The 24,602-nt window shown below is 55.2% G+C and carries 25 protein-coding genes and 1 tRNA gene; 9 read left to right on the top strand and 17 right to left on the bottom strand.

The window, feature by feature from the left end; translation table 11 throughout:
- Positions 1-181 precede the first annotated feature (181 nt).
- The gene (locus tag V7680_RS01995) at positions 182-1,570 is read left to right on the top strand and encodes a M28 family peptidase (RefSeq protein ID WP_335651611.1); all 1,389 of its coding nucleotides are present in this window, start codon (positions 182-184) and stop codon (positions 1,568-1,570) included.
- Entirely contained in the window at positions 1,567-1,815 is a 249-nt protein-coding gene (locus tag V7680_RS01990) for a hypothetical protein (RefSeq protein ID WP_335651610.1), read from the top strand. Before V7680_RS01995 ends, V7680_RS01990 begins: the two co-directional genes overlap by 4 nt.
- Before the next feature lie 45 nt (positions 1,816-1,860).
- Here V7680_RS01990 and V7680_RS01985 read toward each other — a convergent pair whose 3' ends face one another.
- The 5 genes from V7680_RS01985 to glpD all read right to left on the bottom strand — a co-directional run bounded on the left by V7680_RS01985 (position 1,861) and on the right by glpD (position 7,915).
- Entirely contained in the window at positions 1,861-3,261 is a 1,401-nt protein-coding gene (locus V7680_RS01985) for a sensor histidine kinase (protein WP_335651609.1), read from the bottom strand.
- A complete protein-coding gene (locus tag V7680_RS01980; RefSeq protein ID WP_335651608.1) occupies positions 3,258-3,977 on the bottom strand; it encodes a response regulator transcription factor in 720 nt (239 codons plus the stop codon). Before V7680_RS01980 ends, V7680_RS01985 begins: the two co-directional genes overlap by 4 nt.
- A gap of 106 nt (positions 3,978-4,083) precedes the next feature.
- Entirely contained in the window at positions 4,084-4,689 is a 606-nt protein-coding gene (locus tag V7680_RS01975; protein WP_335651607.1) for a hypothetical protein, read from the bottom strand.
- Between the two features lie 1,577 nt (positions 4,690-6,266).
- Positions 6,267-6,340 (bottom strand) — tRNA-Gly (locus tag V7680_RS01970).
- Positions 6,341-6,394: 54 nt separating this feature from the next.
- On the bottom strand, positions 6,395-7,915 hold the full coding sequence (gene glpD, locus V7680_RS01965; protein ID WP_335651606.1) for a glycerol-3-phosphate dehydrogenase: 1,521 nt from the start codon (positions 7,913-7,915) through the stop codon (positions 6,395-6,397).
- Between the two features lie 117 nt (positions 7,916-8,032).
- Between glpD and V7680_RS01960 the strand changes: the two genes are divergently transcribed.
- The gene (locus V7680_RS01960; RefSeq protein ID WP_335651663.1) at positions 8,033-9,502 is read left to right on the top strand and encodes an FGGY family carbohydrate kinase; all 1,470 of its coding nucleotides are present in this window, start codon (positions 8,033-8,035) and stop codon (positions 9,500-9,502) included.
- Positions 9,503-9,567: 65 nt separating this feature from the next.
- On the opposite strand, the gene V7680_RS01955 is transcribed toward V7680_RS01960, so the two are convergent.
- The 3 genes from V7680_RS01955 to petA are packed head-to-tail and all read right to left on the bottom strand — an operon-like array spanning position 9,568 to position 12,293.
- Positions 9,568-10,428, bottom strand: coding sequence for a cytochrome c1 (locus V7680_RS01955; RefSeq protein WP_335651605.1), 861 nt, complete (start codon positions 10,426-10,428; stop codon positions 9,568-9,570).
- A 19-nt stretch (positions 10,429-10,447) separates the two neighbouring features.
- Positions 10,448-11,716 carry a cytochrome b gene (locus tag V7680_RS01950; RefSeq protein ID WP_335651604.1) on the bottom strand — a complete coding sequence of 423 codons (1,269 nt, stop codon included), beginning with the start codon at positions 11,714-11,716 and terminating at the stop codon, positions 10,448-10,450.
- A 13-nt stretch (positions 11,717-11,729) separates the two neighbouring features.
- Positions 11,730-12,293, bottom strand: a complete 564-nt coding sequence (gene petA / locus V7680_RS01945) for a ubiquinol-cytochrome c reductase iron-sulfur subunit (protein WP_335651603.1) — start codon at positions 12,291-12,293, stop codon at positions 11,730-11,732.
- 174 nt (positions 12,294-12,467) lie between these two features.
- On the opposite strand from petA, the gene V7680_RS01940 reads away from it, so the two are divergent.
- The 3 genes from V7680_RS01940 to V7680_RS01930 are packed head-to-tail and all read left to right on the top strand — an operon-like array spanning position 12,468 to position 14,370.
- The gene (locus V7680_RS01940) at positions 12,468-12,926 is read left to right on the top strand and encodes a tRNA (cytidine(34)-2'-O)-methyltransferase (RefSeq protein WP_335651602.1); all 459 of its coding nucleotides are present in this window, start codon (positions 12,468-12,470) and stop codon (positions 12,924-12,926) included.
- Entirely contained in the window at positions 12,923-13,780 is an 858-nt protein-coding gene (gene hemF / locus V7680_RS01935) for an oxygen-dependent coproporphyrinogen oxidase (RefSeq protein ID WP_335651601.1), read from the top strand. Before V7680_RS01940 ends, hemF begins: the two co-directional genes overlap by 4 nt.
- Positions 13,771-14,370, top strand: coding sequence for a GNAT family N-acetyltransferase (locus V7680_RS01930; protein ID WP_335651600.1), 600 nt, complete (start codon positions 13,771-13,773; stop codon positions 14,368-14,370). The genes hemF and V7680_RS01930 overlap by 10 nt, the downstream gene beginning before the upstream one ends.
- Here V7680_RS01930 and V7680_RS01925 read toward each other — a convergent pair.
- Positions 14,363-15,118, bottom strand: coding sequence for a hypothetical protein (locus V7680_RS01925; protein ID WP_335651599.1), 756 nt, complete (start codon positions 15,116-15,118; stop codon positions 14,363-14,365). The two genes, V7680_RS01930 and V7680_RS01925, sit on opposite strands and share 8 nt — an antisense overlap.
- 70 nt (positions 15,119-15,188) lie before the next feature.
- On the opposite strand from V7680_RS01925, the gene lipB reads away from it, so the two are divergent.
- Together lipB and V7680_RS01915 are read left to right on the top strand one after the other, a co-directional pair.
- Positions 15,189-15,839, top strand: coding sequence for a lipoyl(octanoyl) transferase LipB (gene lipB, locus V7680_RS01920; RefSeq protein WP_335651598.1), 651 nt, complete (start codon positions 15,189-15,191; stop codon positions 15,837-15,839).
- A 50-nt stretch (positions 15,840-15,889) separates the two neighbouring features.
- Positions 15,890-16,162, top strand: a complete 273-nt coding sequence (locus V7680_RS01915) for a hypothetical protein (RefSeq protein ID WP_335651597.1) — start codon at positions 15,890-15,892, stop codon at positions 16,160-16,162.
- A gap of 13 nt (positions 16,163-16,175) precedes the next feature.
- Here V7680_RS01915 and queE read toward each other — a convergent pair whose 3' ends face one another.
- From queE to V7680_RS01885, 6 genes are all read right to left on the bottom strand, one after another.
- Positions 16,176-16,820, bottom strand: a complete 645-nt coding sequence (gene queE, locus V7680_RS01910) for a 7-carboxy-7-deazaguanine synthase (RefSeq protein WP_335651596.1) — start codon at positions 16,818-16,820, stop codon at positions 16,176-16,178.
- Positions 16,817-17,506, bottom strand: coding sequence for a 7-cyano-7-deazaguanine synthase QueC (gene queC, locus V7680_RS01905; protein WP_335651662.1), 690 nt, complete (start codon positions 17,504-17,506; stop codon positions 16,817-16,819). The genes queE and queC overlap by 4 nt, the downstream gene beginning before the upstream one ends.
- Positions 17,507-17,573: 67 nt before the next feature.
- Complete coding sequence (locus V7680_RS01900; protein ID WP_335651595.1) at positions 17,574-17,981, bottom strand: DUF3617 domain-containing protein; 408 nt, start codon at positions 17,979-17,981, stop codon at positions 17,574-17,576.
- 146 nt (positions 17,982-18,127) lie between these two features.
- Complete coding sequence (gene hslO / locus V7680_RS01895) at positions 18,128-19,030, bottom strand: Hsp33 family molecular chaperone HslO (RefSeq protein ID WP_335651594.1); 903 nt, start codon at positions 19,028-19,030, stop codon at positions 18,128-18,130.
- Positions 19,030-19,956: an ornithine carbamoyltransferase gene (gene argF, locus V7680_RS01890; protein WP_335651593.1), complete on the bottom strand. Its 927-nt coding sequence runs from the start codon at positions 19,954-19,956 to the stop codon at positions 19,030-19,032. Before argF ends, hslO begins: the two co-directional genes overlap by 1 nt.
- Entirely contained in the window at positions 19,953-21,137 is a 1,185-nt protein-coding gene (locus V7680_RS01885) for an aspartate aminotransferase family protein (RefSeq protein WP_335651592.1), read from the bottom strand. Before V7680_RS01885 ends, argF begins: the two co-directional genes overlap by 4 nt.
- 269 nt (positions 21,138-21,406) lie before the next feature.
- Between V7680_RS01885 and katG the strand changes: the two genes are divergently transcribed.
- Complete coding sequence (gene katG / locus V7680_RS01880; protein ID WP_335651591.1) at positions 21,407-23,602, top strand: catalase/peroxidase HPI; 2,196 nt, start codon at positions 21,407-21,409, stop codon at positions 23,600-23,602.
- Between the two features lie 70 nt (positions 23,603-23,672).
- Here katG and V7680_RS01875 read toward each other — a convergent pair whose 3' ends face one another.
- A complete protein-coding gene (locus V7680_RS01875; RefSeq protein WP_335651590.1) occupies positions 23,673-24,041 on the bottom strand; it encodes a GFA family protein in 369 nt (122 codons plus the stop codon).
- Complete coding sequence (locus V7680_RS01870) at positions 24,038-24,478, bottom strand: OsmC family protein (protein ID WP_335651589.1); 441 nt, start codon at positions 24,476-24,478, stop codon at positions 24,038-24,040. Before V7680_RS01870 ends, V7680_RS01875 begins: the two co-directional genes overlap by 4 nt.
- Positions 24,479-24,602: the final 124 nt, after the last annotated feature.

Here is a 24,602-nt window from a genome sequence, read left to right as displayed (position 1 = left end):
ATCTAGATCGTCAGCGCGGAGCCAGTCGAAGGGCGCAGATCGCGCACCAGGGTTCGAGAAGCGCAGCATTAACGGGAAATGGGGCTTGTTTGATGGTCCATGTAGCTATTCCGCCCGCCAGTCGCAAGGGACCATTGCCGAGCCTATTGGCAAACCGCAAAAGGCGGGTTAGTCACCGGTCATGAGAAACATAACCACCCTGCTCGCTGGCGCATCCGCGCTGATTCTGTCCACCGCTGCTCTCGCTGACAATCACGGCGTCCAAGACTTGCAGGCCAAGGCGCTGCAGGATGATGTCGCTTATGACATTATCGAAGGCATGACCACCGAGGTCGGGCCACGGCAGGCGGGCACCGAACAGGAAGCGCGGGCGCGGGTCTGGTCGGTCGCCAAGCTGAAATCGCTGGGGTTCCAGAATGTCCGCAGCGAAAGCTTCATGATGCCGACCTGGGTACGTGGCGACGAGACGGCGTCGGTAGTAGCGCCCTACCCGCAGAAGCTGATGGTGACCGCATTGGGCAATAGCGCCAGCACCGACGACAAGGGAATTACCGCAGAAGTCGCCTATTTCGATTCTCTCGAAGCGATGAAGGCGGTTCCCGATGGCAGTCTGACCGGCAAGATCGCCTTTGTGACCCACAACATGCACCGGACTCAGGATGGCTCCAGCTATAGCGCCTTCGGCCCGGTTCGCTGGTTTGGCCCCTCGATAGCCTCGCAAAAAGGCGCGGCGGCCTATGTCATCAAATCGATCGGCACCGATAATCACCGCAACCCGCACACAGGCAGCACCGGTTTTGGTGAAGGAATCAAGGCGATCCCGGCGGGCGCCTTGTCGCTCCCCGATGCCGACAATCTCGAGCGGATGGTCAAACTTGACCAGAAATCGGGCAAGCCGGTAACTATGAACCTGGTTCTGACGCCCAAGAATGTCGGTCAGCAGGAATCGGGTAACGTCATCGCTGAAGTCGTCGGCCGCGACCCGAGCCTGCCGATGATATTGATCGCTTGCCACCTAGACAGCTGGGATCTGGCTACCGGCGCATTTGATGATGCAGCCGGCTGCGGGATCATCACAGCAGCGGCAAAGAATATTAAGGATCACGGACAACCACTTAGAACTATTAGATTATTGTGGGCAGGTGCAGAGGAGGTCGGCATCTGGGGCGGCAAGGCCTATCGCGATGCCCATCGCGACAAGAAACACGCGATCGCGATGGAATCGGACTTCGGCGCCGACAATGTCTGGCGGGTTGAATTCACAATGCCCGACTCCGCCAAGACTGTGGCGGACGAGATTGCGGCCAGCCTCCTAAATCTTGGTGTTGGTCGGTCTGGCGGTCAGGCCGGGGGTGGCGCCGATGTCGGACCGATCATTGCCGACAGCAATCTGGCAATCATTGACTTGCAGCAGGATGGAACCCGTTATTTTGACCTTCATCATACGCCTGATGATACGCTGGACAAGATCGATCCAAAACAATTGCGCCAAAATGTCGCTGCCTGGACCACTGTGCTTTCGATCATCGCCAACAGTGATGCGGACTTCACCATGCCGGTGAAAAAATGAGAGCGCGCAATGCCCTTGTGCCGGCCATGCTGATGCTGGCGGCCTGCTCTGAAAGCCCAATCGAGGATCAGGGTGAAGCGGCGATTGCAGAGCGGGAAAACAGCATCGAGGAAGACGCCCAGTCTCTGGAAGAAGCAGCTGATGAGGCAGTCAAGGCGCTGGCGGAAGATATTGACGCTGAACTGGCCGCAGACGGCATAGATGGGGCCGAGCCCAAGCCATTGCCGAAAGACACTGAAAACTAGGATATAGGCCGCCCTGACCGACGCCGGTCAGGAATGACGAAAAGATCAGACCGGCAAGGACAGCGTCGCCCTCAAACCACCTTCTTGCCGATTTGACAGGATGATATCACCGCCATGATCCCGGGCGATGGCCCGCGCCAGCGTCAGACCCAGACCCGATCCACCGGTTGCGCGATTGCGCGATTCTTCGCCACGCAGGAACGGTTCAAACATCGCATCTATTTTTTCTTCGGGGATGCCCGGCCCATCGTCATCGACAATTATCATCAGCTTATTGCCAGACTTTTCCACAGAGATATCCGCAGCTTTGCCGTAGAGAATCGAATTTCCGATCAGATTTCGCAGCGCTCGGCGAATCAGCGTCTCCCTTACAGCCGCGATTTGCCTCTCGCCGCGTTGATAATGAACGTCATGACCAAGATCGGTGAACTCATCGACCACGGTTTCAATCAGCGACCGGATATCGACCGGATCCGACGGTTCCGTCGACCTGCCGAGCCGTGCAAGCGAGAGGATATCGTCCAACATCTGATCCATATCTTCGATGCCTGCGACCATCCTTCCGCGCTCGATGTCATCATCGACATTTTCAACCCTGACCCGCAGCGCAGCCAGCGGCGTCCGCAGATCGTGACCGATAGCTCCGAGCATGACATTTTTTTCGTTGAGCATATTGCTGACACGACCACTCATGTCATTGAAAGCGCGAATCAATTCCCGGGTGTCCGGTGGCCCCTGCTCGGCCAAAGCCTGCGTTTCGCCGGGTTGAAAAGAACGCGCCTTTGCGGTGAGCGTTTTCAAGGGTCGCGAGATGTATCGTCCCAGGAGGATCAGCGGAATCATCATCAGCAGATAGATAATCATCGTCTGAAACAGCAAGGTTCTGATCAGCAGGGGTTTACGCTCGTGAACGGCGGAAGCGACGCTGATCCATTGACCATCGTCCTGCTGGGCAGAGATAATGACAAAACCCTTCGTTTCGAGTGGCAGTGCCCTGCCCCCCATTGATCTGTTGATCGGGTTGTCGCGCCACTTTCCGCGATTTGATCCGATCGCATAGCCGGTCATGTCTGTCGTCAACTGCCTGACCGCCGATGCGCGAATATCGGAGAATCCGATTCCCATATTGGCAAAGGCCTGACCTGCCCGCGCTTCGAGTTCCGGCAAGCGCTTCATATCCTCGGTAACCGCACTTTCCGGACTATATTTCAGTCGCCCTCCACGCCGCCCAGCCATTGCTCCGCCTCGATCATCGCGACGATTCATCGATTGCCGCTCGAGAGCAAATGCAATCCGGGTGACTGCTGACGTCGAGGCTTCAGCCAGATTCTGATTTTGCGCTCCGCGATAGAGAAGATAGCTGTTTACGCCCTGTGCAACCAGCAGCATCAACGCGACGATCAGCAGCAGCTGACCGACCAGACTATTGGGCCAAAGACGCCTCACAGCGATTTCACCTCACCGGCGAGCATATAACCGCCACCCCATACGGTCTTGATGATTTCCGGGTTTTTGGGGTCGGCTTCGATCTTGCGCCGGAGCCGGCTGATCTGGTTATCAACCGCGCGATCGAAGGCATGGGCCTCACGACCTTGGGTGATGTCCAGCAACTGGTCGCGGTTGAGTATCTGGCCTGCGCGCGAGACCAGCGCCAGAAGCATCTGATATTCACCGGTCGAAAGCGAAACATTCACGCCTTCTGCATCGATCAGACTGCGCTTGTCGCATTTGAGCGTCCATCCCGAAAATTGATAGGCTCCTCCGGTCGTGCCGTTATTCCTTGCTCCGCCCTTCTCGGCGCGGCGCAAAATGACCTTGATCCGTGCCACCAGTTCCCGCGGGCTGAACGGCTTGGTGATATAGTCGTCAGCACCGAGCTCAAGGCCGATAATCCGCTCGGTCTCTTCGGTCTTTGCACTGATGAAGATGACCGGCACGTCGGTTTTGTCGGTGACATAGCGGCACAAACTGAGCCCGTCTTCCCCGGGCATCATGATATCGAGCAATATTATGTCGAAGTCATAAGCATTGAGCAGCGATCGCGCGATGCTGGCATCGGCCGCCTGCTGTATCTTGTAGCCCTGTTTGACCAGATATTCTGCCAAAGGTTCCCGCAACGATGCTTCATCGTCGACTAGCAATATATGTGTCTTGTTCACCATCGGATCAGCCTATCACAGGAAATGCAAAAAGGAACGGACCGCCAGCCAATTTGGGGGAGAAGGGGGAGATGGCTGACGATCCGTTCGCAAAAGAGTGGTTCAGGGATTAACCGCCTCTTTTATTCCGTTGACCTTTATTGGCCTTGTGAGCTGCCTGGCGCTCTTCTTTGGTGACCTTGCCATCATTATTGACATCGGCCCTGTCAAAGCGGGCGATTGCAGCCGCGGTAAATTCTGCCTTGCTGATCATCTGATCACCATTGGTATCGGCACCGCGCATCATTCCCATGCCACCACGACCGCCACGTTTTCCGCGCATGTCTTTACCGCCGCGCTTGCCGTGCTTTGCCTGGGCTTCCGCCTGGCTCAACTTGCCGTTGCCATCGGTATCGGCCCGGGCAAAGCGCTCGGACTTGCGTGCCGCACGAGCTGCGGTCATTTCCGCTTCGGTCAGTTCACCGTCGCCATTGGCGTCCATTTTGGCAAAACGCTCGGCTTTTTTGGCATCACGATCTTCCTTGGAAAGCTGGCCGTCGCCATTGACATCCATTTTGGTGAAACGGGCGTTCAGCGATGCGGTCATCTCCGCCCGGCTTATCGCGCCGTCGCCATCGGTATCTGCGCGCATGCCGCGGTCACCCGGAGCAGCAACGGCGATTCCGCCGGCCATCAACAAAGCGGTAGCGCTCGAGATCAAAATTGCTTTTTTCATATTCATGTTCCTCATATTCCAGTTCAGGGAGACGGTCTGTCTTTCCGTCATGAATGTCTTTCTAATAGACACTTGTCGCTGAACTTTGTCAGAACAGACAAAAATTGTCGCAAATTGTAACGAAAGCTGATCACCGTTCATCCGGGCGCAAGATGAACCGGCAATTCCGGCAAAACTCCCCAATTTCGGAACGCATCCAGTGCGCCGCCCCTCGAAATTTGCGATATGATCAGGTTTGCCCACCTTTTTGCTCAATTCGGTCGGCAAATAGCGCGATGAACAATAACATTATGCTTAGCTGGAGAGCGACTTCGCCCAGAATGCCCCTAATGTGACGTTTTACAGAGCACCTACCGTTACAGATGCCTTCAGATGCAAACAGCAACTTTATATTTAGGCCGTTTAGCGCGCGTCAGACAATAACATTCTGCACAAATGGTCTTGATCTTTCGAGTTGGTTATGGGTCCTACTTTTGGCTAAAAAGCAGGGAAAACTGCAAACAATAACATTCTGCTCGTGAGCAGAACCGAGCTATTTTGCCGGTCTGCACGAACCGGAAAAATCATCGGAAGGAACTGACATCGATGTGGCGGGAATGAAATGCAATGTTCTCATTAATATTCATTTTCGGTGGTACATTTACGATATTTCGGTCGAACATCCAATCTCAGAAACCGCCAGTTTCGACGATTTGGCTTTAACGTCGTCAAGTTCGACTACAACCGGTCAAAATCGGGACAAGAAACATATATATTGAAAACAATAATCCCATTGTCTGAAAACATAAGTTTATGGTTAGGCTCGATCGAGGCTAAATCGGCGGTGTGAGGCGATGATCACGGGATGACGCGAGTAGAAATTGGAGACATATAGCCGGGGTCAGGGACGACCGGGGCGATTTGCTAACTGCAACTTTGATCAGCGCTATAAACGATCTATATCTAGCTGAAATCTAGCGTTCTGACTGAAACGATAGATATTCCAAATTTCCGGATTTAGCCGGATTTAGCCGGATATTCACTGTTCGATTCGGTGACAAGAAGATTGCACTTCCGACAATATCGTCAAAGACAGCATAGATATTGTTCGAAATAGTCTTTTCTGGCCCCTCGCCAAGCCTAGCCCATAGAGCTTAGATCGGGCGATATGTCAGGGTTATTGGCGCAATAATGCGGGTTTTTCCCAGAAAAACGCCATTTAGTTCAACGTAGATGCAGAAAACTGTAACCGGATACGCTGAAAGCTGACTCAGCCGTACAATCGACCATGGCATGATTTTCCAGCGGTCAGCCTAATGCGGTCCAACATTTTTCAGGGTTTCAATTTTTTGAGCCCACGATCGCGGATATTGGTGGCTGCAAAATCCCAGACTCCCACCATCAACACGGTCAACACGCTCCGTTTTGAATATTCGGCCCGAAATATTTAGCAATATAATTATTTAAAAACATAAATTTAAGAGCTATTTTTAATTTACTATATTAGGTTATGACCTCTCCAGAAAGAGAGTGCGCAAAAACTTCCTTATAAATCATATGATTAAGGGAAAAATATCAGATTTTTTATGAAGAAATATTGGAGCGGGTGAAGGGAATCGAACCCTCGTCGTAAGCTTGGAAGGCTTCTGCTCTACCATTGAGCTACACCCGCATGTCCGGATCAACCGGATGGCCCGCTATTGCCACCGCTTTTGTGGTGCGTCAATCAGGAAAGGTTGATTTCGGGCTTTGCTCGCTGCTTCCGTTGATCAAACCAGAGTGCAACGCCCTGCTTCTCGGTCTCGCTCATATGCAATCCGAGTTTCGACCGCCGCCACAGCACGTCATCTGCCGAGCAGGCAAATTCACGGTCGATCAGCCACTGGACTTCGATTTCGTAAAGACCCGAACCAAATTCCTGGCCCAGACCTTCCGCGCCTTTGACGCCGTCGAGAATCAAAGCGGTGTCTGTGCCATAGGCTCTGACCAGGCGGCGCAAGACCGACCGCTCGAGAAAATCCCACTGGCTAGCATATTGATCGACCAGCGCTTCAAAACGATCCGGGGCAAAATCGCCGCCGGGCAAATGCGATTCCTCGGTCCAGTCGTCCCCGTCTACATCCAGGGCTTCCGACAAGGTCCGGATCGCTTGCAGGGCGAGTACGCGATAGGTGGTTATCTTGCCGCCAAAGATCGAGAGCACCGGAGCTCCATTTTCATTGTCATAGTCAAACACAAAATCCCGGGTGACGGTTGCAGCTGTCCGGCTGTGATCGTCGAACAGCGGGCGGACACCGGAATAGGTCCAGACGATGTCATCGCGTGCCACCGGATCCTCGAAATATTCGCTGGCGGCGGCACATAGATAGTCGATTTCGCTATCGCTGATCTTGGCCGGGCCCTCGGCATAACTCCACGGCTGGTCTGTGGTGCCGACCAGAGTGTAGTCGCCCTCGTAGGGAATGGCGAAAATGATCCGGCCATCACGGTTCTGGAAGATATAGCTGTGGTCGCCTTCATATTTGCGTTTGACGACAATATGGCTGCCCTTGACCAAGCGTAGCTTCGCCGCATTGGCACTCTGGTCATACATGGTGGTTACCGGATCGACCCACGGGCCGGCTGCGTTGACCAGTACCCTGGCCTGCTCGGCTTTAACCGCACCATTTTGACGGATGTCCAGATTCCAGTGATCGGCTCCACGATCCAGAGCGACGCATTCCGCCAGGGTCCGGATGTCGGCACCCCGTTCGGCTGCATCACGGGCAGTGAGCGATACCAGACGCGCGTCCTCTACCCAGCAGTCAGAATAAGCGAATCCTTTCTTGAGCCGCTTTTGCAGCGGATCACCGCGATGGTCCCTGTGCAGGTTCACACCCTTGGTGCCCGGCAAGATGTCGCGACCGCCGAGATGGTCGTAGAGAAACAGGCCAAGGCGCAGCAACCAGGCGGGCCGCATGCCCTTGTCAACCGGTAGTACAAAGCGCATCGGCCAGATGATATGGGGAGCGGCGCGGAGCAGAACCTCCCGCTCCTTCAGCGCCTTGCGGACGAGATTGAACTCGTAATGCTCGAGATAGCGCAGGCCGCCGTGGACCAGTTTCGTGCTCGCCGACGAAGTGTGCGAGGCGAGGTCGTCGCGCTCGACCAGCAAGACCTTCAGTCCCCTGCCCGCTGCGTCGCGCGCAATCCCGACGCCGTTTATGCCGCCGCCAATAATAGCCAGATCATACATCACGCCAGTCATAGAGAAACCTGAGATTCGTGCAATGTTGCATCGCAACATCGCAGAGTTTTGCATGGCTTTCGCTTGCCTTTTGCAGGCCAGCTTATAGCAAGGTTCGAAATAAGGGAGCGAATGATGGTGCCACAGCAGATTTTGGTGATCGATGAAGGAACGACTTCGACGCGAGCGATGCTGTTTGGTGCCGACGGGAAATTGCACGGGTCACAGCAGGAGGCGTTGCAGCAGTATTATCCGGCTCCGGGCTTGGTCGAGCATGATGCCGCTGAAATCTGGGAAAAAACCCTGAGCTGCTGTCAAAAAATGATCGAGAAGGCCGGTGGTGCCGACAAAATTGCGGCGATCGGAATCACCAATCAGCGCGAAACCGTCGTTGCTTGGGATAAAAGGAGTGGCGAGCCGCTAGCCAGGGCGATCGTCTGGCAGGATCGCCGGACGGCTGGCAAATGTGACGCTCTGAAAGCCGAGGGCCTCGAACCGATGATCCAGCAAAAGACCGGCTTGCTGCTCGATCCCTATTTCTCGGGTAGCAAAATCGGCTGGATGCTGGAAAACTGGCCAGAAATACGCGCGGCGGGGGATAATCTGGCGTTCGGCACTATCGAATCCTATCTTATCTACCGGTTGACCGGTGGACAGCATCTGACCGACGCCAGCAATGCCAGCAGAACCATGCTGATGGCGCTGGACGGGGAGGACTGGGATGACGAGCTGCTCGCGCTATTCGACATCCCGCGGCAGGCGCTCCCGCAGATTGTCGACTGTGCCGGAGATCTCGGGACCACTGCGGTGGACCTGTTCGGTGGTTCGATCGCCATTTGCGGTTCGGCTGGCGATCAACAGGCGGCCACCATCGGTCAGGCCTGCCTGGAAGTGGGTCAGACAAAAGCCACATTCGGAACCGGCGCCTTCATCTTGACCAACAGCGGAGACACAGCACCCCGGTCGGAAAATCGACTCTTATCGACGATATTATATCAGCATCAGGGTAAACGTATCTACGCGCTCGAGGGCTCGGTATTTGTAGCAGGGAGCCTGATGCAATGGCTGCGCGACGATGTCGGCTTGCTCAAATATGCCGGCGAGAGCGAGGAACTGGCCCGCTCGGTCGACGATAATGGCGGGGTCTATTTGGTTCCTGCCCTGTCTGGCCTCGGCGCACCCCATTGGCGGGCAGAGGCTACCGCAACCATCTCCGGCCTCAGCTTCTCGTCCAAAAAGGCGCATATTGCGCGCGCTGCGCTCGAATCAATGGCCTATCAATGTCATGATCTGAAAACCGCATTTTCCGCCGACGGCGTCGACTGGCAAAACCTCAGGATCGATGGCGGAATGGTTGCCAATGACTGGATGGTCCAGGATCTGGCAGATATACTGAATATTTCGGTCGAACGACCAGGGTTCTTCGAGACCACGGCGCTGGGCGCAGCAATGCTTGCGGCTGTGGGCTGCGGAATCTACGAGTCACTCGAAGCAGCTTCGGTGATGATATCGGGGCTGGATGTCCACGAACCGGATATCGATCTAAAAACCAGACGTAGTCGCCTTAAAGGCTGGAAGAAGGCGATCAATTCGGTTTTGGCGCACTAGCAGAGTTCAGACATGAAAAAGCCCGCATGAAGCGGGCTTTTTCAATTTAGTGGAACCTGCCGAAACTAGGCTTCAGATGATTTCTTTTTCTTTTCGGCTTTCACATCAGCCCAGATCGTCCGGTAGGACAGATAGGCCAGGATGGTTGCGATCAGCAGGAATGCGAGAACCGCCCAGCCAGCTTGATGGCGTTCTTCCAGCTTGGGTTCGGCGCTCCAGATCAGGAAGGCGGAAACATCTTCTGCCATCTGTTCGATACTGGCCTTGGTGCCATCGGAGTAGCTAACCATATCCGCAGCCGCCAGTGGTGGTGCCATCGCAAGGTTCAGGTTCGCGAAATAAGGATTATAATGCAGACCTGGTCCCGGCTGGTTGGCCTTGGGCAGGTTCGCTGGTGGAGCCTGATAGCCGGTCAGCAAGGAATAGACATATGGTGCTCCGCCTTCCCGTGCCTTGGTGATCAAGGACAGGTCAGGTGGAATGGCGTTGTTATTCGCAGCGCCGGCAGCAACATTATTAGCGAAAGGCTTGGGGAATTTGTCTGCAGCCAGTGGCGGACGGCTCGACATTTCACCGGTCGCCGGATCGATATCCGGAGTCTGGATCGCCCAATTGGCTGCAATCGCCTTCACTTCGTCTTCATTATAGCCAATTTCTTCCAGATTGCGGAAGGCTACCAGACGGAGCGAGTGACAAGCTGCACAAACTTCCTTGTACACCTGAAAGCCGCGCTGCAGTTGCTGGCGATCAAATTTACCTAGCGGGCCGTCGGATGTGAAGGAGATATCCTTCGCTTCTTTGTGAAACTCATGCTCGGCAGTTTCGACGGGTGGGTTAGTGACATATTCTACTGCCCCCATTCCGAATGAGACCAAGAGCCAGCCTGAGAAAAACAAGCCAATCAAGATTCCGATAATTCTTACCATTGCGACGGGTCCCTAATACTTAACTGGCAGTTGTGAGTGGCTTGCCGGTCACCGATTCAGTGATACTGTTCGGCAACGGCTCAGGTTTTTCCAACCGCGACAACAGTGGCAAAATGATAAGGAAATGCGCGAAATAATAAGCCGCTGCCAATTGGCTGATCATTACGAATGGCTCTGCAGCCGGTGCACCGCCACAATATCCGAGTATCAAGACGTCAATCACAAGGATGATGTAAAACACCTTGAACTTCGGCCGGAAGCTGCCCGACCGTACGGGAGATTTGTCCAGCCAAGGCAGGAAGAACCATACCAGGATTGCGGAGAACATCGCCAACACACCGAGCAATTTCGCAGGAATGAAGAGGAAGTCGAAGGTGAAGGCGCGCAGGATGGCGTACCAGGGCCAGAAATACCATTCCGGAACGATATGCGCCGGAGTGGAAAGCGGGTTGGCGGGGATATAGTTGTCCGCATGCCCAAGTGCGTTTGGCATGAAGAACATCAATATGGTGAAGAAGATCAAAGCAAGACCAGCTGTCCAACCATCTTTCGCGGTATAATAAGGGTGGAATGGAACCGTATCCTGCGGTCCCTTGATATCGACACCGGTCGGGTTGTTGGAACCCGGAATGTGCAATGCCCAGATGTGCATGATGACGACACCAACAATCACGAATGGCAACAGATAGTGCAGCGAGAAAAAGCGGTTCAATGCGGCATTATCAGGTGCAAAACCACCGAGCAGCAGCTCTTGTATAGGCTTGCCGATGAACGGAATGGCTTCAAACAGGCCGGTAATCACCTTGGCCCCCCAGAAGCTCATTTGTCCCCATGGAAGCACATAGCCCAGAAATCCGGTGGCCATAGCCAACAGATAGATCACGACGCCGAGCAGCCACAGCATTTCGCGGGGGGCCTTGTACGAACCGTAATAGAGGCCGCGAGCGATATGCATATAGAGAGCGATGAAGAAGAAGCTTGCGCCATTGGCATGGGCATAGCGGATCATCCAACCGCTGTTCACGTCGCGCATGATATGCTCGACCGAGTCAAAAGCGATTTCGGAATTGGCCGCATAATGCATGGCCAAAATGATACCGGTAACGATCTGGATGACCAGGAACAGGCCGGCCAACGAACCGAAGTTCCACATATAGTTCAAATTGCGTGGCGCGGGATAACCAGCGCCTACGCTATTATAAACGAAACGGGGCAGCGGAAGCTGCTTGTCCATCCACTGACCGAATTCGGTTGTTGGTGTATATTGTTTTGCCCAAGGAAAGCTCATTTTTATCTGTCCTTTAGCCGATTTTCACGACGGTGTCTGATAGGAATTCATGCAACGGCACTTCAAGATTGCTTGGTGCCGGGCCTTTGCGAATGCGTGCGGCCGTATCATAATGCGAACCGTGGCAAGGGCAGAAATATCCGCCATACTCACCCTTTACTTCCCCTTGAGCGGCGCCGAGCGGCACACAACCGAGGTGGGTGCAAACACCCAGAGTAATCAGCCAGTTTTCTTTACCAGCGGTTGTCCGCTCGGCCAGTGTCTGTGGATCGCGCAGTTCGGAAACGTTCACCGCATTGGCTTCGGCAATTTCTTCTGCCGTCAAATTGCGGATGAAAATCGGTTGCTTGCGCCAACTGGTCTTGATCGACTGACCGGTTTCAATGGCCGAAATATCGACTTCGATCGATGCCAGAGCGAGAACGTCCGCGCTCGGGTTCATCTGGTTGACCAGCGGAAAAACGGTGGCGACAGCCCCCGCACCCGCGAAGCTTACCGCTGCGATATTGATAAAATCCCGGCGGCGAACGCCGCCATCTTCTGCGACTGCCGTTTCAGCTGTTTCAACCGTTGCCATGCAAACAAGCCCTATTGATAATTATGACCCCCGACTGCCCGAACGTTCGATGCTGCTTACCAACAGCGTGAACAGGCAGTGAATTGCGCGCCTGATAGCCGCGAAGGATAGGGTTTGCCAACAGTGAATTTTCGATTGACCTAACATTCCCTTGTCGCACATGGTGAGGGCTTGATGAGGATAGCATTATATCAGCCCGAGATTGCGGGAAATTTAGGAACAATATTAAGGACTTGTGCATGTTTAGACGTGCCCGTCGATATAATTGAACCCTGTGGATTTCCGTTTAGCGATCGCAGTCTTAAACGTGCCGGAATGGATTATTTCGAGCATGTTGAATATACACGCCATGCCGACTGGGATGCATTTTATCAAAGCGTAAAAAGCCGCAATGCTAGGATTATCCTGCTTTCCAGCAGGGCTGAGCAGCCGCATATCGGATTCGACTATCGGAAATCCGATATATTATTGTTCGGTTCGGAAGGATCAGGAGTTCCCCTGACTATACATGATCAATGCGATGGGCGAATCACGATCCCGATGAAGGCCGGGATGCGCAGCTTGAATCTGGCGGTTTCGGCTGGCATGGCCTTGGGGGAAGCTCTTAGACAAACAGGACAATTTCCGAAATGACGACAAAATTGGACGACCAACAACTAGCAGCCCAGACGTGGTTCAAGGAACTGCGCGACCAAATATGTGCCGAATTCGAAAAGATCGAAGTGGAAGCCGGTAGCGACGCCACTTTTGATTATATTCCCTGGGATCGCCAAAATCCTGACGGTAGCCCCGGCGGCGGCGGCATGCAGGGATTGATGAAAGGCAAGATTTTCGAGAAGGTCGGCGTCAATATTTCCACCGTAGACGGCGTGTTCAGCGACGAATTTGCCGGACAGATCAACGGCGCGAAAGATGATCCACGATTCTTTGCGACCGGCGTTAGTCTGGTCGCGCATATGGCGAATCCCCATGTCCCCAACGTTCATATGAACACCCGCTTCCTGTGCACCACCAAACGCTGGTTCGGCGGCGGTGCGGATCTCAATCCCGCCATTCCCAATGAAGAAGATACCGAGCAATTTCACGCCCGGTTGCGCTCGGCTTGCGCTGCGCATAACCCGGAATATTATCCCCGGTTCAAGAAATGGGCCGATGACTATTTCTACATTCCGCACCGGCAGGTTCACCGCGGGGTCGGCGGGATATTCTACGATCATATCGAGTTGGACCACGAAAAGGATTTCGACCGGCATTTTGCCTTCACCCAGGATGTGGGGCGAGCGTTTCTTGATATATTCCCGAAACTGGTGCGCAAGCGGATGGGCATGGAGTGGAGCGAGGAAGACAAGCAGGAACAGCTGGTCTGGCGCGGGCGCTATGCCGAGTTTAATCTGGTCTACGATCGCGGCACGGCCTTTGGCCTCAAGACCGGTGGCAATGTCGATGCGATATTGATGAGCCTGCCGCCAGAAGCCAAATGGGTGTAGATAGCGCGGACAACCTGCCCCAGGATGTTCCGAAGGGCCATGTTCCGACGATCATCACCCATCTCGAAATGCTGGACAAGCCGGTCCTTACTGCGTCCGGTTCAGGCCTTACGCTGGAACGGTGGTTCGAGCCACCGGTTGCGGATTATCTGGCATTATTTCGGGCGGTCGGGGAACCATGGCTGTGGACATCTCGATTGCTGATGGACACAGATACAGTTGAGGAAATCTTGCATCATCCGGCTACCGAAATCCATATCGTCCGAGAAGGTGACACGCCGGTCGGCTTTATCGAGCTCGACTTCCGGGTGACAGGGCAATGCGAGATTGGCTTTTTTGGCCTGGTTGCCTCGATGAACGGCAAGGGGCACGGTCACTGGATGATGGGTCAGGCACTGAGAATGGCCTGGCGAGACGATATCAAACGCGTCTGGCTACACACTTGCACGCAGGATTCACCGCGAGCCCTGCCCTTTTACCGGCAAAATGGCTTCCGGGTATTCAAGCAGCAGTTCGATTTGATGCCGGATCCGCGACTGACCGGCCATTTGCCCAGAACCGCTGCACCGCATGTGCCTATACTCAGTTGAAGATTTCCCGGACGTCACGCTTCTTGCCGGCCAGTTCAAGATAGACGGACATGACGACGACCGCGAGCACCAGCTGAAAAGCCGTCCCGGTTAGCGAAGCCACCAGATTTTCGATGAATGGCCAGCCAGCGCCGCTGGTCGCCAGCCCGGTAACGATACCGGTAACCGCCTGAAGCGCGCCAACGGCGATTGTACCCACAATTGCGATGATCAGGATGAAGAGCAGAATGGAAAAGCCGTTATTCTGGGTCAATGACCAGCTTTTCCTTAGCGCTTCGATCGGATTTCGCTCGGCCTGATCGACGATCACGATCGGCACCAGTGCGAACCGGCTCGCTAGGTACAGACCGGGCAGGATGAGGAAGAAAAAGCCCATCAACGTCAGCAAGCCAGTCAGTAGATTGGCGACGAGATAGATTAAAAAGACCTTCAACGCCGCCATCAGGTTGTCGGCGACGGTGTGGTCGCGCGATGGCGCCAGGGTGAAATAGATCGCCAGGCCGCCGAAGCTGATTACCAGATTGGACAACATGATTGGCAGGGCATTCTCGCTGAAATAGACCGAATAGACGGCCAGCAAGGCATTGGCATCCTCGTCGCCGGTCAGAACCGGCTGCTGGATAAACTGGGCGAATAAAAAGGTCGGGAGAAACAGAAACACCCCGGCAATCGCGAGAATTGCTTCTTTATGCGCGCCGAGCAGAGCCATCGCACCATTCCAGCATTGCATATAATTCAGCTTTGTCATTTTCATTCCCGGGTCCATTTCTCGATTACCAGCCCTTGCCACCAGGTCAGCAAAAGTGCACGAAAATATTATGAACGCTCCCCTTGATATCGAATGGCGTATTTCGCCTGAACAGGTTGAATATCCCGAAGCCCTGGCCGAAATGGAACGACGCAACGCGACTGTCCAGGCCGGAAACGACAAGGAACTGATCTGGCTGCTCGAACATCCTCCACTATATACCGCCGGCACCAGCTCCGATCCGGCGGAACTCCTCAGCCAGTCCTTTCCGGTCTATGATACGGGCCGCGGAGGCCGACATACCTATCACGGGCCGGGTCAGCGGGTCGGCTATGTCATTCTCGATCTGAAGAAGCGCAATTCGGACGTTCGCGGATATGTCCATGCAATGGAAGCCTGGGTGATCGCAGCACTGGCTGAATTCGGCGTCGCCGCGCGAGCGGTCGAAGGCCGCGTCGGCATCTGGTGCGATACACCGGATGGACAGGAAGCCAAGATTGGCGCGATCGGCATCCGCATCCGCAAATGGGTCACAATGCATGGTTTTTCGGTCAATATTGACCCCGACCTCAGCCATTTTGGCGGTATCATCCCCTGCGGGATCAGTGAATTTCCGGTAACTAGCCTTGCCCAACTGGGTATCGCGGTAAGTCTTCAGGAGTTTGACGAAGCGTTGCAAAAAACGGTCGGCGGTTTCCTGAAAGCGATTGATCAGGCCTGACTGGAGCCTATGCTAAGTCGCTATATATATTGAAAACAAGAGGATCTATCATGACCAAATTCGTCAAATTTGCCGCAGTTTCGGCCGTAGCGCTGACCATTTCCGCCTGTTCCGGCAACGAAGCACCTGAGGCGGGCGAAGTCACCGAGACCCAGATGGACGATGTTGATGTCATCGACGGTACGATCAGCGACGAAATGGTTGATGTCGACACGATCAAGAGCACCGATGCTACCGGAGAGGAAGAAGGTGATTCGGCGGACAAGGCAGCAGACGAAACATCGACGGCCGGAGAAGAATCAACGGAAGAACCGGACGAATAAAAGTTCGGGCCGCTCAGGCCAGGCCGAGAATCTTGTGAGTCTGTAATGACAAGCGCCATTTCGGATGGGCCTGCACAAATGCAATGGCCTGTTCGAGATTGGCCTTGCTAACATCGTCATCGCCGCGCGCGTCCATCGGCTGCAGCAGAAGATTGGCGAAGTCCCAGTTTTCCATCGCCCGCCAGTTACTATCGGCCTGCGGCCATACGAGCTTCAGCTCATCACCCGAATGTTGAACCGTCTCGCTTTGCGCTTTCGGGCTGATACAGATCCAGTCGATCGTACGGGGAACGGCCAGCGTCCCGTTCGATTCGATAGCAATGAAAAAACCTTCGGCGTGAAGCGCGTCGATCAGAGGCTGATCGACCTGCAACATCGGCTCGCCGCCGGTTAGAACGATGAATCGGGAGTCCCTCTCGCTACCCCATGTGTCTGCCGCTGCCTTGGCAAGAGCGTCCGCCGTCTTGAAACGACCGCCGCCTTCGCCGTCCATGCCGACAAAATCAGTGTCGCAAAACTGGCAGATTGCCGCCGCGCGATCCCGTTCCAGCCCCGACCAGAGATTGCATCCGGCGAAACGGACAAAGACCGCCCGGCGTCCGGCGTGCACGCCTTCGCCCTGAAGGGTCAGAAACCGTTCTTTGACCGCGTAGCTCATAAAGTCACATAACGGGTGGTATCGACGATCCCGGCCTCTTCGAAGCCTTTTTGCCGCAAACGACAGCTGTCACAGAGACCACACGGCAGATTTCCGGGCGCAGGGTCATAACAGGACCAGCTCCAGGCGGGATCGAGATCGAGCCGAATCGCTTCTCTGGCAATATCCGCCTTGGTCATGTGCTGCAGCGGAGTCTGGATGGTGAAGCCGCTCCCTTGATCACCAGCCTTGGTCGCCAGATCGGCGAGTCTCTCGAACCCCTCGATAAACTCAGGCCGGCAATCTGGATAACCGGAATAATCCAGTGCATTTACCCCGATAAAAATATCCCGTGCATCTCTTGCTTCCGCCAGGCCGAGTGTCAGCGACAGGAAAATCAGGTTACGGGCCGGCACATAAGTCACCGGGATGTCATCGGCTACACCGGTTTTTGGTACATCAATATCGGCGGTCAGCGCCGATCCGCCGAAGCGGCTGAGATCAAGCGGCAGGATGATATGTTCGTCCACGCCAAGCTTCTCTGCGATTTTCTGCGCGGATTCGAGCTCGATCTTATGGCGCTGGTTATAGTCCACGGTCAGCGCAATCAGCCGATAGCCCTGCTCTGCGGCGATTGCCGCAGACACCATCGAATCCAGTCCACCGGACAATAATATGATCGCTTTTTTCGATTCGGAAGTCATGATGCGCTCCGCTAATCGCCTTGCTGGCGCGGTGCAAGTTTTGCGCGCAAATCGCTGCTAGGGTCCGAACCTAGCAACTGCCAGTGCGGCGGCCCTCAAGTTCGATTGTAAAGGGATCGCCATTGCTGATGCCCTGTGTGGATATCTGCACCAAGCTGCTGGATTCATGTTTGATTTGGGTAACACCATATCCGGCACCGCCACATTTATAGCTCACGCGAAGCTTCTTCGGGCCATTTTCGATAACATAGCGTGTACAATTTGCATTGCCGTGCTGGATCTGCAGCAGCAATTCGGGATTTCCCAGACATACTTTCTTACCCGGTGCGCGAGAACCGCGTTCTTTCAGGGTCCATTCCCCCTGCATCAACCCGTCGAGCAAAGCCATGCCCGGTGTCTGTGCGGGAGCGGCAACCGCAAACCCCGACAGGACGGCGGCTGTTGCGCTGATGATTTTGATCAGTTTCAAGCCTTTCATTGATATTCTCCTGTCATATTGGTTGCGTTAAAAGTCGTCTGCCAGTTCTGAAATAATTATGAATTACGGCCCATATTGTCACGAAATATGGCAACCGATAGGAAGTTTTCGACAAATGCGGCTATTTGCCACATTTCCGACAACACTCAATTATTCAGGCTAGCGCCCGTAATCGTGAATGTCTTGCTGCAGAAAGCGCAGTCTATTGCGATATTCCCCTGTTCGTCGACCATATCGTCCTTATCTTCTTTCGGGAAACGAGCAATTACGTCCCGGATATGATCTTCATTACAACGGCATCCCTTAACGCACGGTTTACCGCTCAAAAGCCTCACCTCGTCGCTCTCGCTAAACAGGCGCCATAAAATCTCTTCCAAAGGCAGCGCGGGTTCGGTCAGTTCTGTAGGCTTGACGCTGCCACCCATGATCTCGACATGCTCCCATTCGGGGTGGTCGAGGCGGACATGAAGCCGTTCGCGGCCATCCTCACCGTCGGGGAGATGTTGGACCAACAAACCACCAGCGACGACCTTGCCGTCGCTCTCGTCGATCGCAACGCGGATCAGCGTCGGAATCTGCTCTGACTGGAAAAAATAATTTTGCACTGCCTCAGCGAGGCTTGCTCCTTCCAGCGGCACGATACCCTGATTGCGGCCACGCGGTGCCGGCTGATCGAAGGTAATTGCCAGATAGCCTTTCCCGAACAATGCCATCAGGCTCGGTTCCACTGGTTGCGACGCAAGCCGTTCCCGGTCAAACTCGACATAGCCACGCAGAGCGCCATCCTTATAGTCACAGGCCAGCAGATTGATCACGCCGGCTTCGGTTTGCGCCTGCAAGGTCAGTTGTGCATCTTCATCCTTCAACAACGCGCCCAACATCGCGGTCAGACAAACCGCTTCCGCCAGAATATCGCGGATTGCTGGCGGGTAATCATGCGCGCCGAGAATATCATCGAGGACCGGGCCGAGCCGGACGACACGCCCACGACAATGTTTCGCAGGGATCGAGAAGGACAAGATACTGTCGATTGGTGCCATTTCCGCCATCAGATCTGGCCAAAACACCAGCGCAAAACAGATTTCTGCGCATGAATTCGGTTTTCCGCTTCGTCCCAGACCACCGATTGCGGGCCATCAATGACCGAAGGCATGACTTCTTCACCGCGATGTGCGGGCAGACAGTGCAGGAACAAGGCGTCGGGTTTGGCTTGCTCCATCATCACATCATTGACCTGATAAGGCATCATCGCCGCAAGCTTAGCTTCGACATGCTCCTGGCCCATCGACACCCACGTATCGGCCACGACAACGTCCGCGCCCGCGACAGCTTCATTTTCGTCCCGATGAATCGAGATGCTCGCGCCGGCAGCCTTTGCCTTCTCGATAAATTTCGGATCTGGATCATAGCCCTCGGGACAACCGATCCGGACATTATATTTCATCAGTCCAGCGGCTTCGACGATACTGTTGAGCACATTGTTGCCGTCACCCAGCCATGCGATTTCAAGGCCTGGCAGTGATTTGCCGTGCTCGACCAAAGTCAGGAGATCGGCGACAATCTGGCACGGATGCGACAGATCGGTCAGGCCGTTGATCACCGGAACACTGGCGTTTTTGGCCATGTCCTCGATTTTTCCGTGGTCGTCGGTACGGATCATGATCGCGTCGCACATGCGGGACAGAACCTTGGCAGTGTCGGAAACGGTCTCACCGCGACCGAGTTGCATACCACCGCTGTCCATAACGATGCTCGAACCGCCAAGCTGTCGGATGGCAATATCGAACGACACCCGGGTCCGGGTACTGCTCTTTTCGAAAATCATTGCCAGCACATGATCGGCCAATGGCTTGTCAGTATCTGGCTTGCCCTTGGGAAAGCCGGCGCGAGCCGCCTTACGGTCAATTGCGTCGGAAATCATCGCCGCGATAGCATCACCACCGGCGTCAGAAAGGTTCAGAAAATGCCGGCTCATGATGCTGGAGCCACATAGTCAGCCGCGGCGGCAGACAGTTTCTCGATGAACGTCGCAATGTGGCTGTCTTCAATATTCAGCGGCGGCAATATCCGCAATGTATTGTCCCCGGCTGCCACGGTCAGCAGACCATGATTGTCACGGAGATGGGCGACGAAGCTGCGCGCTTCCTGCGTCATCATGATGCCGAGCATCAGGCCCTTGCCGCGAACGCCGATGAACAGATTGGGATAATTGCCGATAAATTGTTCGATTGCTGCGCGCAGTTTTTCGCCGGTCTTCCGGACATTTTCCAGAAATTCGTCATTGGCGACCACGTCCCAGACCGCATTTCCGGCGGCCATTGCCAGCGGATTGCCGCCATAAGTGGAGCCATGAGTTCCCGGCACCATGCCCCGGGCCGCATCCTCGGTCGCCAAACAGGCGCCAAGCGGAAAACCGCCGCCGATACCCTTGGCGGTCGCGACAATATCAGGCTTGATGCCATAGAGTTCATAGGCATAGAGCGCGCCGGTGCGCGCGACACCGCATTGCACTTCGTCCAGTGCCAGCAATATGCCGTGCTTGTCGGCGAGATCGCGAAGACCCTTCATAAACGCGTCCGAAGCAGGACGGACACCGCCCTCGCCCTGAATCGGTTCGACGAGAAATGCAGCCGTCTTGTCGGTGATCGCCGCTTCAGCAGCCGCCAGATCGTCAAATTCGACATATTTGAAGCCAGCGAGAAGCGGCGAGAAACCGTGGTGCATCTTTTCCTGATTGGAAGCCGAGATCGTCGCCATCGTCCGGCCATGGAAGGCGTTCTTGAAGGTGATGATTTCGAAGCGGTCACTGCCTGTCGATTGATGGTAGGCGCGCGCGGTCTTGATCGCGCACTCAACCGCTTCCGCGCCGCTGTTGGTGAAGAACACCGTGTCGGCAAAAGTCGTGTCGACCAGACGCTGGGCGAATTTCTCGCCTTGCGGGCTGCCGTAAAGATTAGAGACATGCATCAGGGTTGCGGCCTGATCCTGGATTGCCTTGGTCAGATGCGGATGGCCGTGCCCGAGCAGATTGACCGCGATGCCGCTGGCGAAATCAAGCGCACGGCTACCGTCTTCGGAAATGAGCCAGGCGCCCTCGCCTCGCACCGGACGAAAACCACACCGGGGATATACGGGCATGAGCGGGGTAATCGTCATTTTACTTTCCTTCCAACAACTGGACCTAAACAAAATAGAAAAGGCGACCCGACTGGCCGCCTCCGCATTGGGATGGTCTTATATGCCGCTTCATGAAGGTGGTCAATCGTGGTGCTGCGTAGCGCGCAGCACGCCGCATAGTCGGGCATTATCGACAATAGTGATCACACAGACAGGGACAATTCGTTTAATCCGCGCGCCGATCTCCGCTATAAGCGCATATCAGCCGTCAACGGAAGATATGACGCAAAATCATAGGAGATACTCACATGGACATGAAAACAACCGGTTCCCCCGAAGGTTGCCCGATGAGCTCTGGTGGCGGGGTTCGCGCCCTGCTCGGCAGGCAGAATCGCGATTGGTGGCCAGATTCCCTCCAGCTCGAAATCCTCACGCAAAATGGCGCGTCCCCCGATCCGATGGGACCCGACTTCGACTATGTTCAGGCGTTCAAGTCACTGGATTATCAGGCATTGAAAGATGACCTCACCGCCTTGATGACCGACAGCCAGCCCTGGTGGCCAGCAGATTATGGCCATTATGGTCCGTTCTTCATCCGCATGGCGTGGCACGCGGCCGGCACCTATCGTACTGGCGACGGTCGCGGCGGCGCATCCAGCGGACAGCAGCGCTTTGCTCCGCTCAACAGCTGGCCCGATAACGGCAATCTCGACAAGGCGAGGCGCCTGCTCTGGCCGATCAAGAAGAAATATGGCGAGAACATCAGCTGGGCTGATCTGTTCGTCCTCACCGGTAATGTCGCGATTGAGTCGATGGGCGGTCCGGTGTTCGGCTTCGGTGGTGGTCGTAAGGACGTCTACGCTCCGGAAACCGATGTCTACTGGGGTTCGGAAGAACAATGGGTCAATGAAGGCGTTCCGACGCGCATCAATCCCGACGAAGGCAAGGCAATGGAAAACCCGCTAGCGGCGATTCAGATGGGTCTGATCTACGTCAACCCGGAAGGGCCAGGCGGCAATCCGCACGACCCAGAAGGCATGGCGCGCGATATGAAGGAAACCTTCTTGCGCATGGCGATGAATGATGAGGAAACCGTCGCGCTGACCGCCGGCGGTCATGCTTTCGGCAAATGCCACGGCGCGGTCCCGCCCGACCAGTTGAGCGGTGACCCGGAATCCGGCGACTTGCATCTGATGGGCTTTGGCTGGGCTACCGACCCCGAGCAGATCCGAGAGGGACATATTACCACTTCTGGCCTCGAGGGGGCCTGGACACCGAACCCGACCCAATGGGGCGGTGACTATTTCCGGCTGTTGTTCAAATATGATTATGAGCTGGTCGAAAGCCCTGCAGGCGCCAAGCAATGGCAGCCGGTCAATCCGGACCCCGAGGATATGGCGCCCGATGCCCGTGACCCGTCCAAGAAGGTTCCGACGATGATGACGACCGCCGATATGGCGCTGAAGCGCGATCCGGACTATCGCAAGATTTCCGAGCGTTTCCGCGATGATCAGGCGGCGCTGGACGATGCCTTCGCTCGCGCATGGTTCAAACTGACCCATCGCGATATGGGACCCAAGGTCCGTTATCTTGGCCCCGAGGTGCCCGCCGAGGACCTGATCTGGCAGGACCCCGTTCCGGCTGGAACACAGGCATCCGACAGCGATGTCTCTACGTTCAAGTCCAACATACTCGACAGCGGACTTTCGGTTCCTGAGCTGGTCAAGGCAGCCTGGGCATCGGCCTCCACCTATCGCAAGAGCGATCATCGTGGCGGAGCCAATGGTGCTCGGGTTCGGCTGGCCCCGCAAAAGGACTGGAAAGCCAATGATCCCGAAGAACTGGCCCGGGTATTGTCAAAAATTGACGAACTGCGCGGCTCGCTTTCAATGGCCGATGCGATCGTGATTGCGGGTAGCGCTGCGGTCGAGAAGGCCGCGCAGGATGCCGGCTTCGACATCAGCGTTCCGGTCACCACCGGTCGCGGCGATGCGACGGACGAGCATACCGATGCCGAAAGCTTCGAACCGCTTGAACCCTTTGCCGATGGTTTTCGCAATTATCTGCAGACCAAGGCGAGCGTGAAGACCGAGGATATGCTGGTCGATCGTGCCAATCTGCTCGATCTTTCCATTCCCGAAATGACGGTTCTTGTTGGCGGGCTGCGTGTACTCGGAGCCAACCATTCGAGCGCACCGACCGAAGGCATTTTCACAGATCGCCCCGGTCAGCTGACCAACGACTTTTTCGTCAATCTGCTCGAGATGGGCACGGTCTGGGAAGTCGTGGACGAGTCGGGCGACGAGTTGTTCATCGGCAAATGCCGCTTGAAGGGCGACGAAAAATGGCGCGCGACGCGGACCGATCTGGTGTTCGGATCGAACTCGCAACTACGGTCTGTCGCCGAGGTCTATGCCGAAGATGGCCATGAACGGAAATTCGTGGAAGATTTCGTCGCGGCATGGACGAAGGTAATGAGTGCGGGTCGCTTCGATCTCGGCTAAATTGATTTGACCGATTGGAAAAGGGCCCGTTGGAACAAACCAGCGGGCCCTTTACATTTCGGCGATGCCGCTACAATCCGGCTTTGGATTTTTCCCAGTTCCGGCCATCAAATTTTCTGATCGTCGGCTTCAGGTCATGACCATCATCCACACAATGGTAATTTACGCTCCAGCCATCCGGATGGGAGCGCGGTTGATAGAAGCTTTTGACGCCGCAATGTTTGCAAAAAAGATGCTCGGCCTGCCCGCTGCCGAACCTGTAGCTGGAAAGGTCGCCCTCGCCTTTCAGCAGCGTAAAATCCTGATGCGGCACGATCAGATGCAGAAAGCCGGTCCGGGCGCAGATCGAGCAATTGCAGTCGAGCATCTCGGGCGCATTTTCAACCGCCCCCTCGAAACGCACCGCGCCACAGTGGCAACCGCCTGCAATATCAGTCATTCGCGCACTTCCAGCGTGTGAATATCGATGCGATTTTCCAGCGTCCGGTGAACCGGGCATTTTTCCGCAATTTCGAGCAGTTTTCCGCGTTGCTCGTCGGTCAGGTCGCCTCGAAGGACGATCGAACGATCAATTACATCAATCCGGTTGTCATCATTGTTACAGCTTTCGCAGTCTTCAACATGTTCCCGACTATGCTCGAGAACGATATGCACGCCTTCGAGCGGGATGCCCTTGCGGTCGGCGTACATTTTCATGGTCATCGACGTGCAACTTCCCAGTGCCGCAAGCAGCAGATCATAAGGCGAAGGCCCGCTATCGGTGCCACCGAAGGACTCGGGCTCATCAGCCAGAAAGACATGTTTGCCGACCCTAACGGTCTGCTGGAACTTGCCGCTGGCGGACTCGACGGAAACGAGGGAGGGGTTAGTTGCCATGATTATTCCACCGTTACCGATTTTGCGAGATTGCGGGGTTGATCGACATCGGTGCCTTTTGCGACCGCCACATGGTAGGCGAGCAATTGCACAGGCACCGCGTAGACCAGCGGTGCGATTAGCG

Source organism: Parasphingorhabdus sp., assembly GCF_036963705.1.
In the GTDB taxonomy this organism is placed as follows: domain Bacteria; phylum Pseudomonadota; class Alphaproteobacteria; order Sphingomonadales; family Sphingomonadaceae; genus Parasphingorhabdus.
Note: the sequence above shows the minus strand (reverse complement) of the source record. Positions and strands in the feature narration are given on the sequence as shown.

Bases quoted from the DNA above. Each gene is read 5' to 3' on its own strand.
- V7680_RS01955 (WP_335651605.1), bottom strand. From the start codon at position 10,428: ATGGTAAGAATTATCGGAATCTTGATTGGCTTGTTTTTCTCAGGCTGG.
- V7680_RS01885 (WP_335651592.1), bottom strand. From the start codon at position 21,137: ATGACGATTACCCCGCTCATGCCCGTATATCCCCGGTGTGGTTTTCGT.
- katG (WP_335651591.1), top strand. From the start codon at position 21,407: ATGGACATGAAAACAACCGGTTCCCCCGAAGGTTGCCCGATGAGCTCT.
- V7680_RS01930 (WP_335651600.1), top strand. From the start codon at position 13,771: ATGGGTGTAGATAGCGCGGACAACCTGCCCCAGGATGTTCCGAAGGGC.
- V7680_RS01950 (WP_335651604.1), bottom strand. From the start codon at position 11,716: ATGAGCTTTCCTTGGGCAAAACAATATACACCAACAACCGAATTCGGT.
- V7680_RS01990 (WP_335651610.1), top strand. From the start codon at position 1,567: ATGAGAGCGCGCAATGCCCTTGTGCCGGCCATGCTGATGCTGGCGGCC.
- V7680_RS01870 (WP_335651589.1), bottom strand. From the start codon at position 24,478: ATGGCAACTAACCCCTCCCTCGTTTCCGTCGAGTCCGCCAGCGGCAAG.
- hemF (WP_335651601.1), top strand. From the start codon at position 12,923: ATGACGACAAAATTGGACGACCAACAACTAGCAGCCCAGACGTGGTTC.
- V7680_RS01925 (WP_335651599.1), bottom strand. From the start codon at position 15,118: ATGACAAAGCTGAATTATATGCAATGCTGGAATGGTGCGATGGCTCTG.
- queE (WP_335651596.1), bottom strand. From the start codon at position 16,820: ATGAGCTACGCGGTCAAAGAACGGTTTCTGACCCTTCAGGGCGAAGGC.
- argF (WP_335651593.1), bottom strand. From the start codon at position 19,956: ATGAGCCGGCATTTTCTGAACCTTTCTGACGCCGGTGGTGATGCTATC.
- glpD (WP_335651606.1), bottom strand. From the start codon at position 7,915: ATGACTGGCGTGATGTATGATCTGGCTATTATTGGCGGCGGCATAAAC.
- petA (WP_335651603.1), bottom strand. From the start codon at position 12,293: ATGGCAACGGTTGAAACAGCTGAAACGGCAGTCGCAGAAGATGGCGGC.
- V7680_RS01900 (WP_335651595.1), bottom strand. From the start codon at position 17,981: ATGAAAGGCTTGAAACTGATCAAAATCATCAGCGCAACAGCCGCCGTC.
- V7680_RS01915 (WP_335651597.1), top strand. From the start codon at position 15,890: ATGACCAAATTCGTCAAATTTGCCGCAGTTTCGGCCGTAGCGCTGACC.
- V7680_RS01975 (WP_335651607.1), bottom strand. From the start codon at position 4,689: ATGAAAAAAGCAATTTTGATCTCGAGCGCTACCGCTTTGTTGATGGCC.
- lipB (WP_335651598.1), top strand. From the start codon at position 15,189: ATGAACGCTCCCCTTGATATCGAATGGCGTATTTCGCCTGAACAGGTT.
- V7680_RS01940 (WP_335651602.1), top strand. From the start codon at position 12,468: ATGAGGATAGCATTATATCAGCCCGAGATTGCGGGAAATTTAGGAACA.
- V7680_RS01980 (WP_335651608.1), bottom strand. From the start codon at position 3,977: ATGGTGAACAAGACACATATATTGCTAGTCGACGATGAAGCATCGTTG.
- V7680_RS01875 (WP_335651590.1), bottom strand. From the start codon at position 24,041: ATGACTGATATTGCAGGCGGTTGCCACTGTGGCGCGGTGCGTTTCGAG.
- V7680_RS01995 (WP_335651611.1), top strand. From the start codon at position 182: ATGAGAAACATAACCACCCTGCTCGCTGGCGCATCCGCGCTGATTCTG.
- hslO (WP_335651594.1), bottom strand. From the start codon at position 19,030: ATGGCGGAAATGGCACCAATCGACAGTATCTTGTCCTTCTCGATCCCT.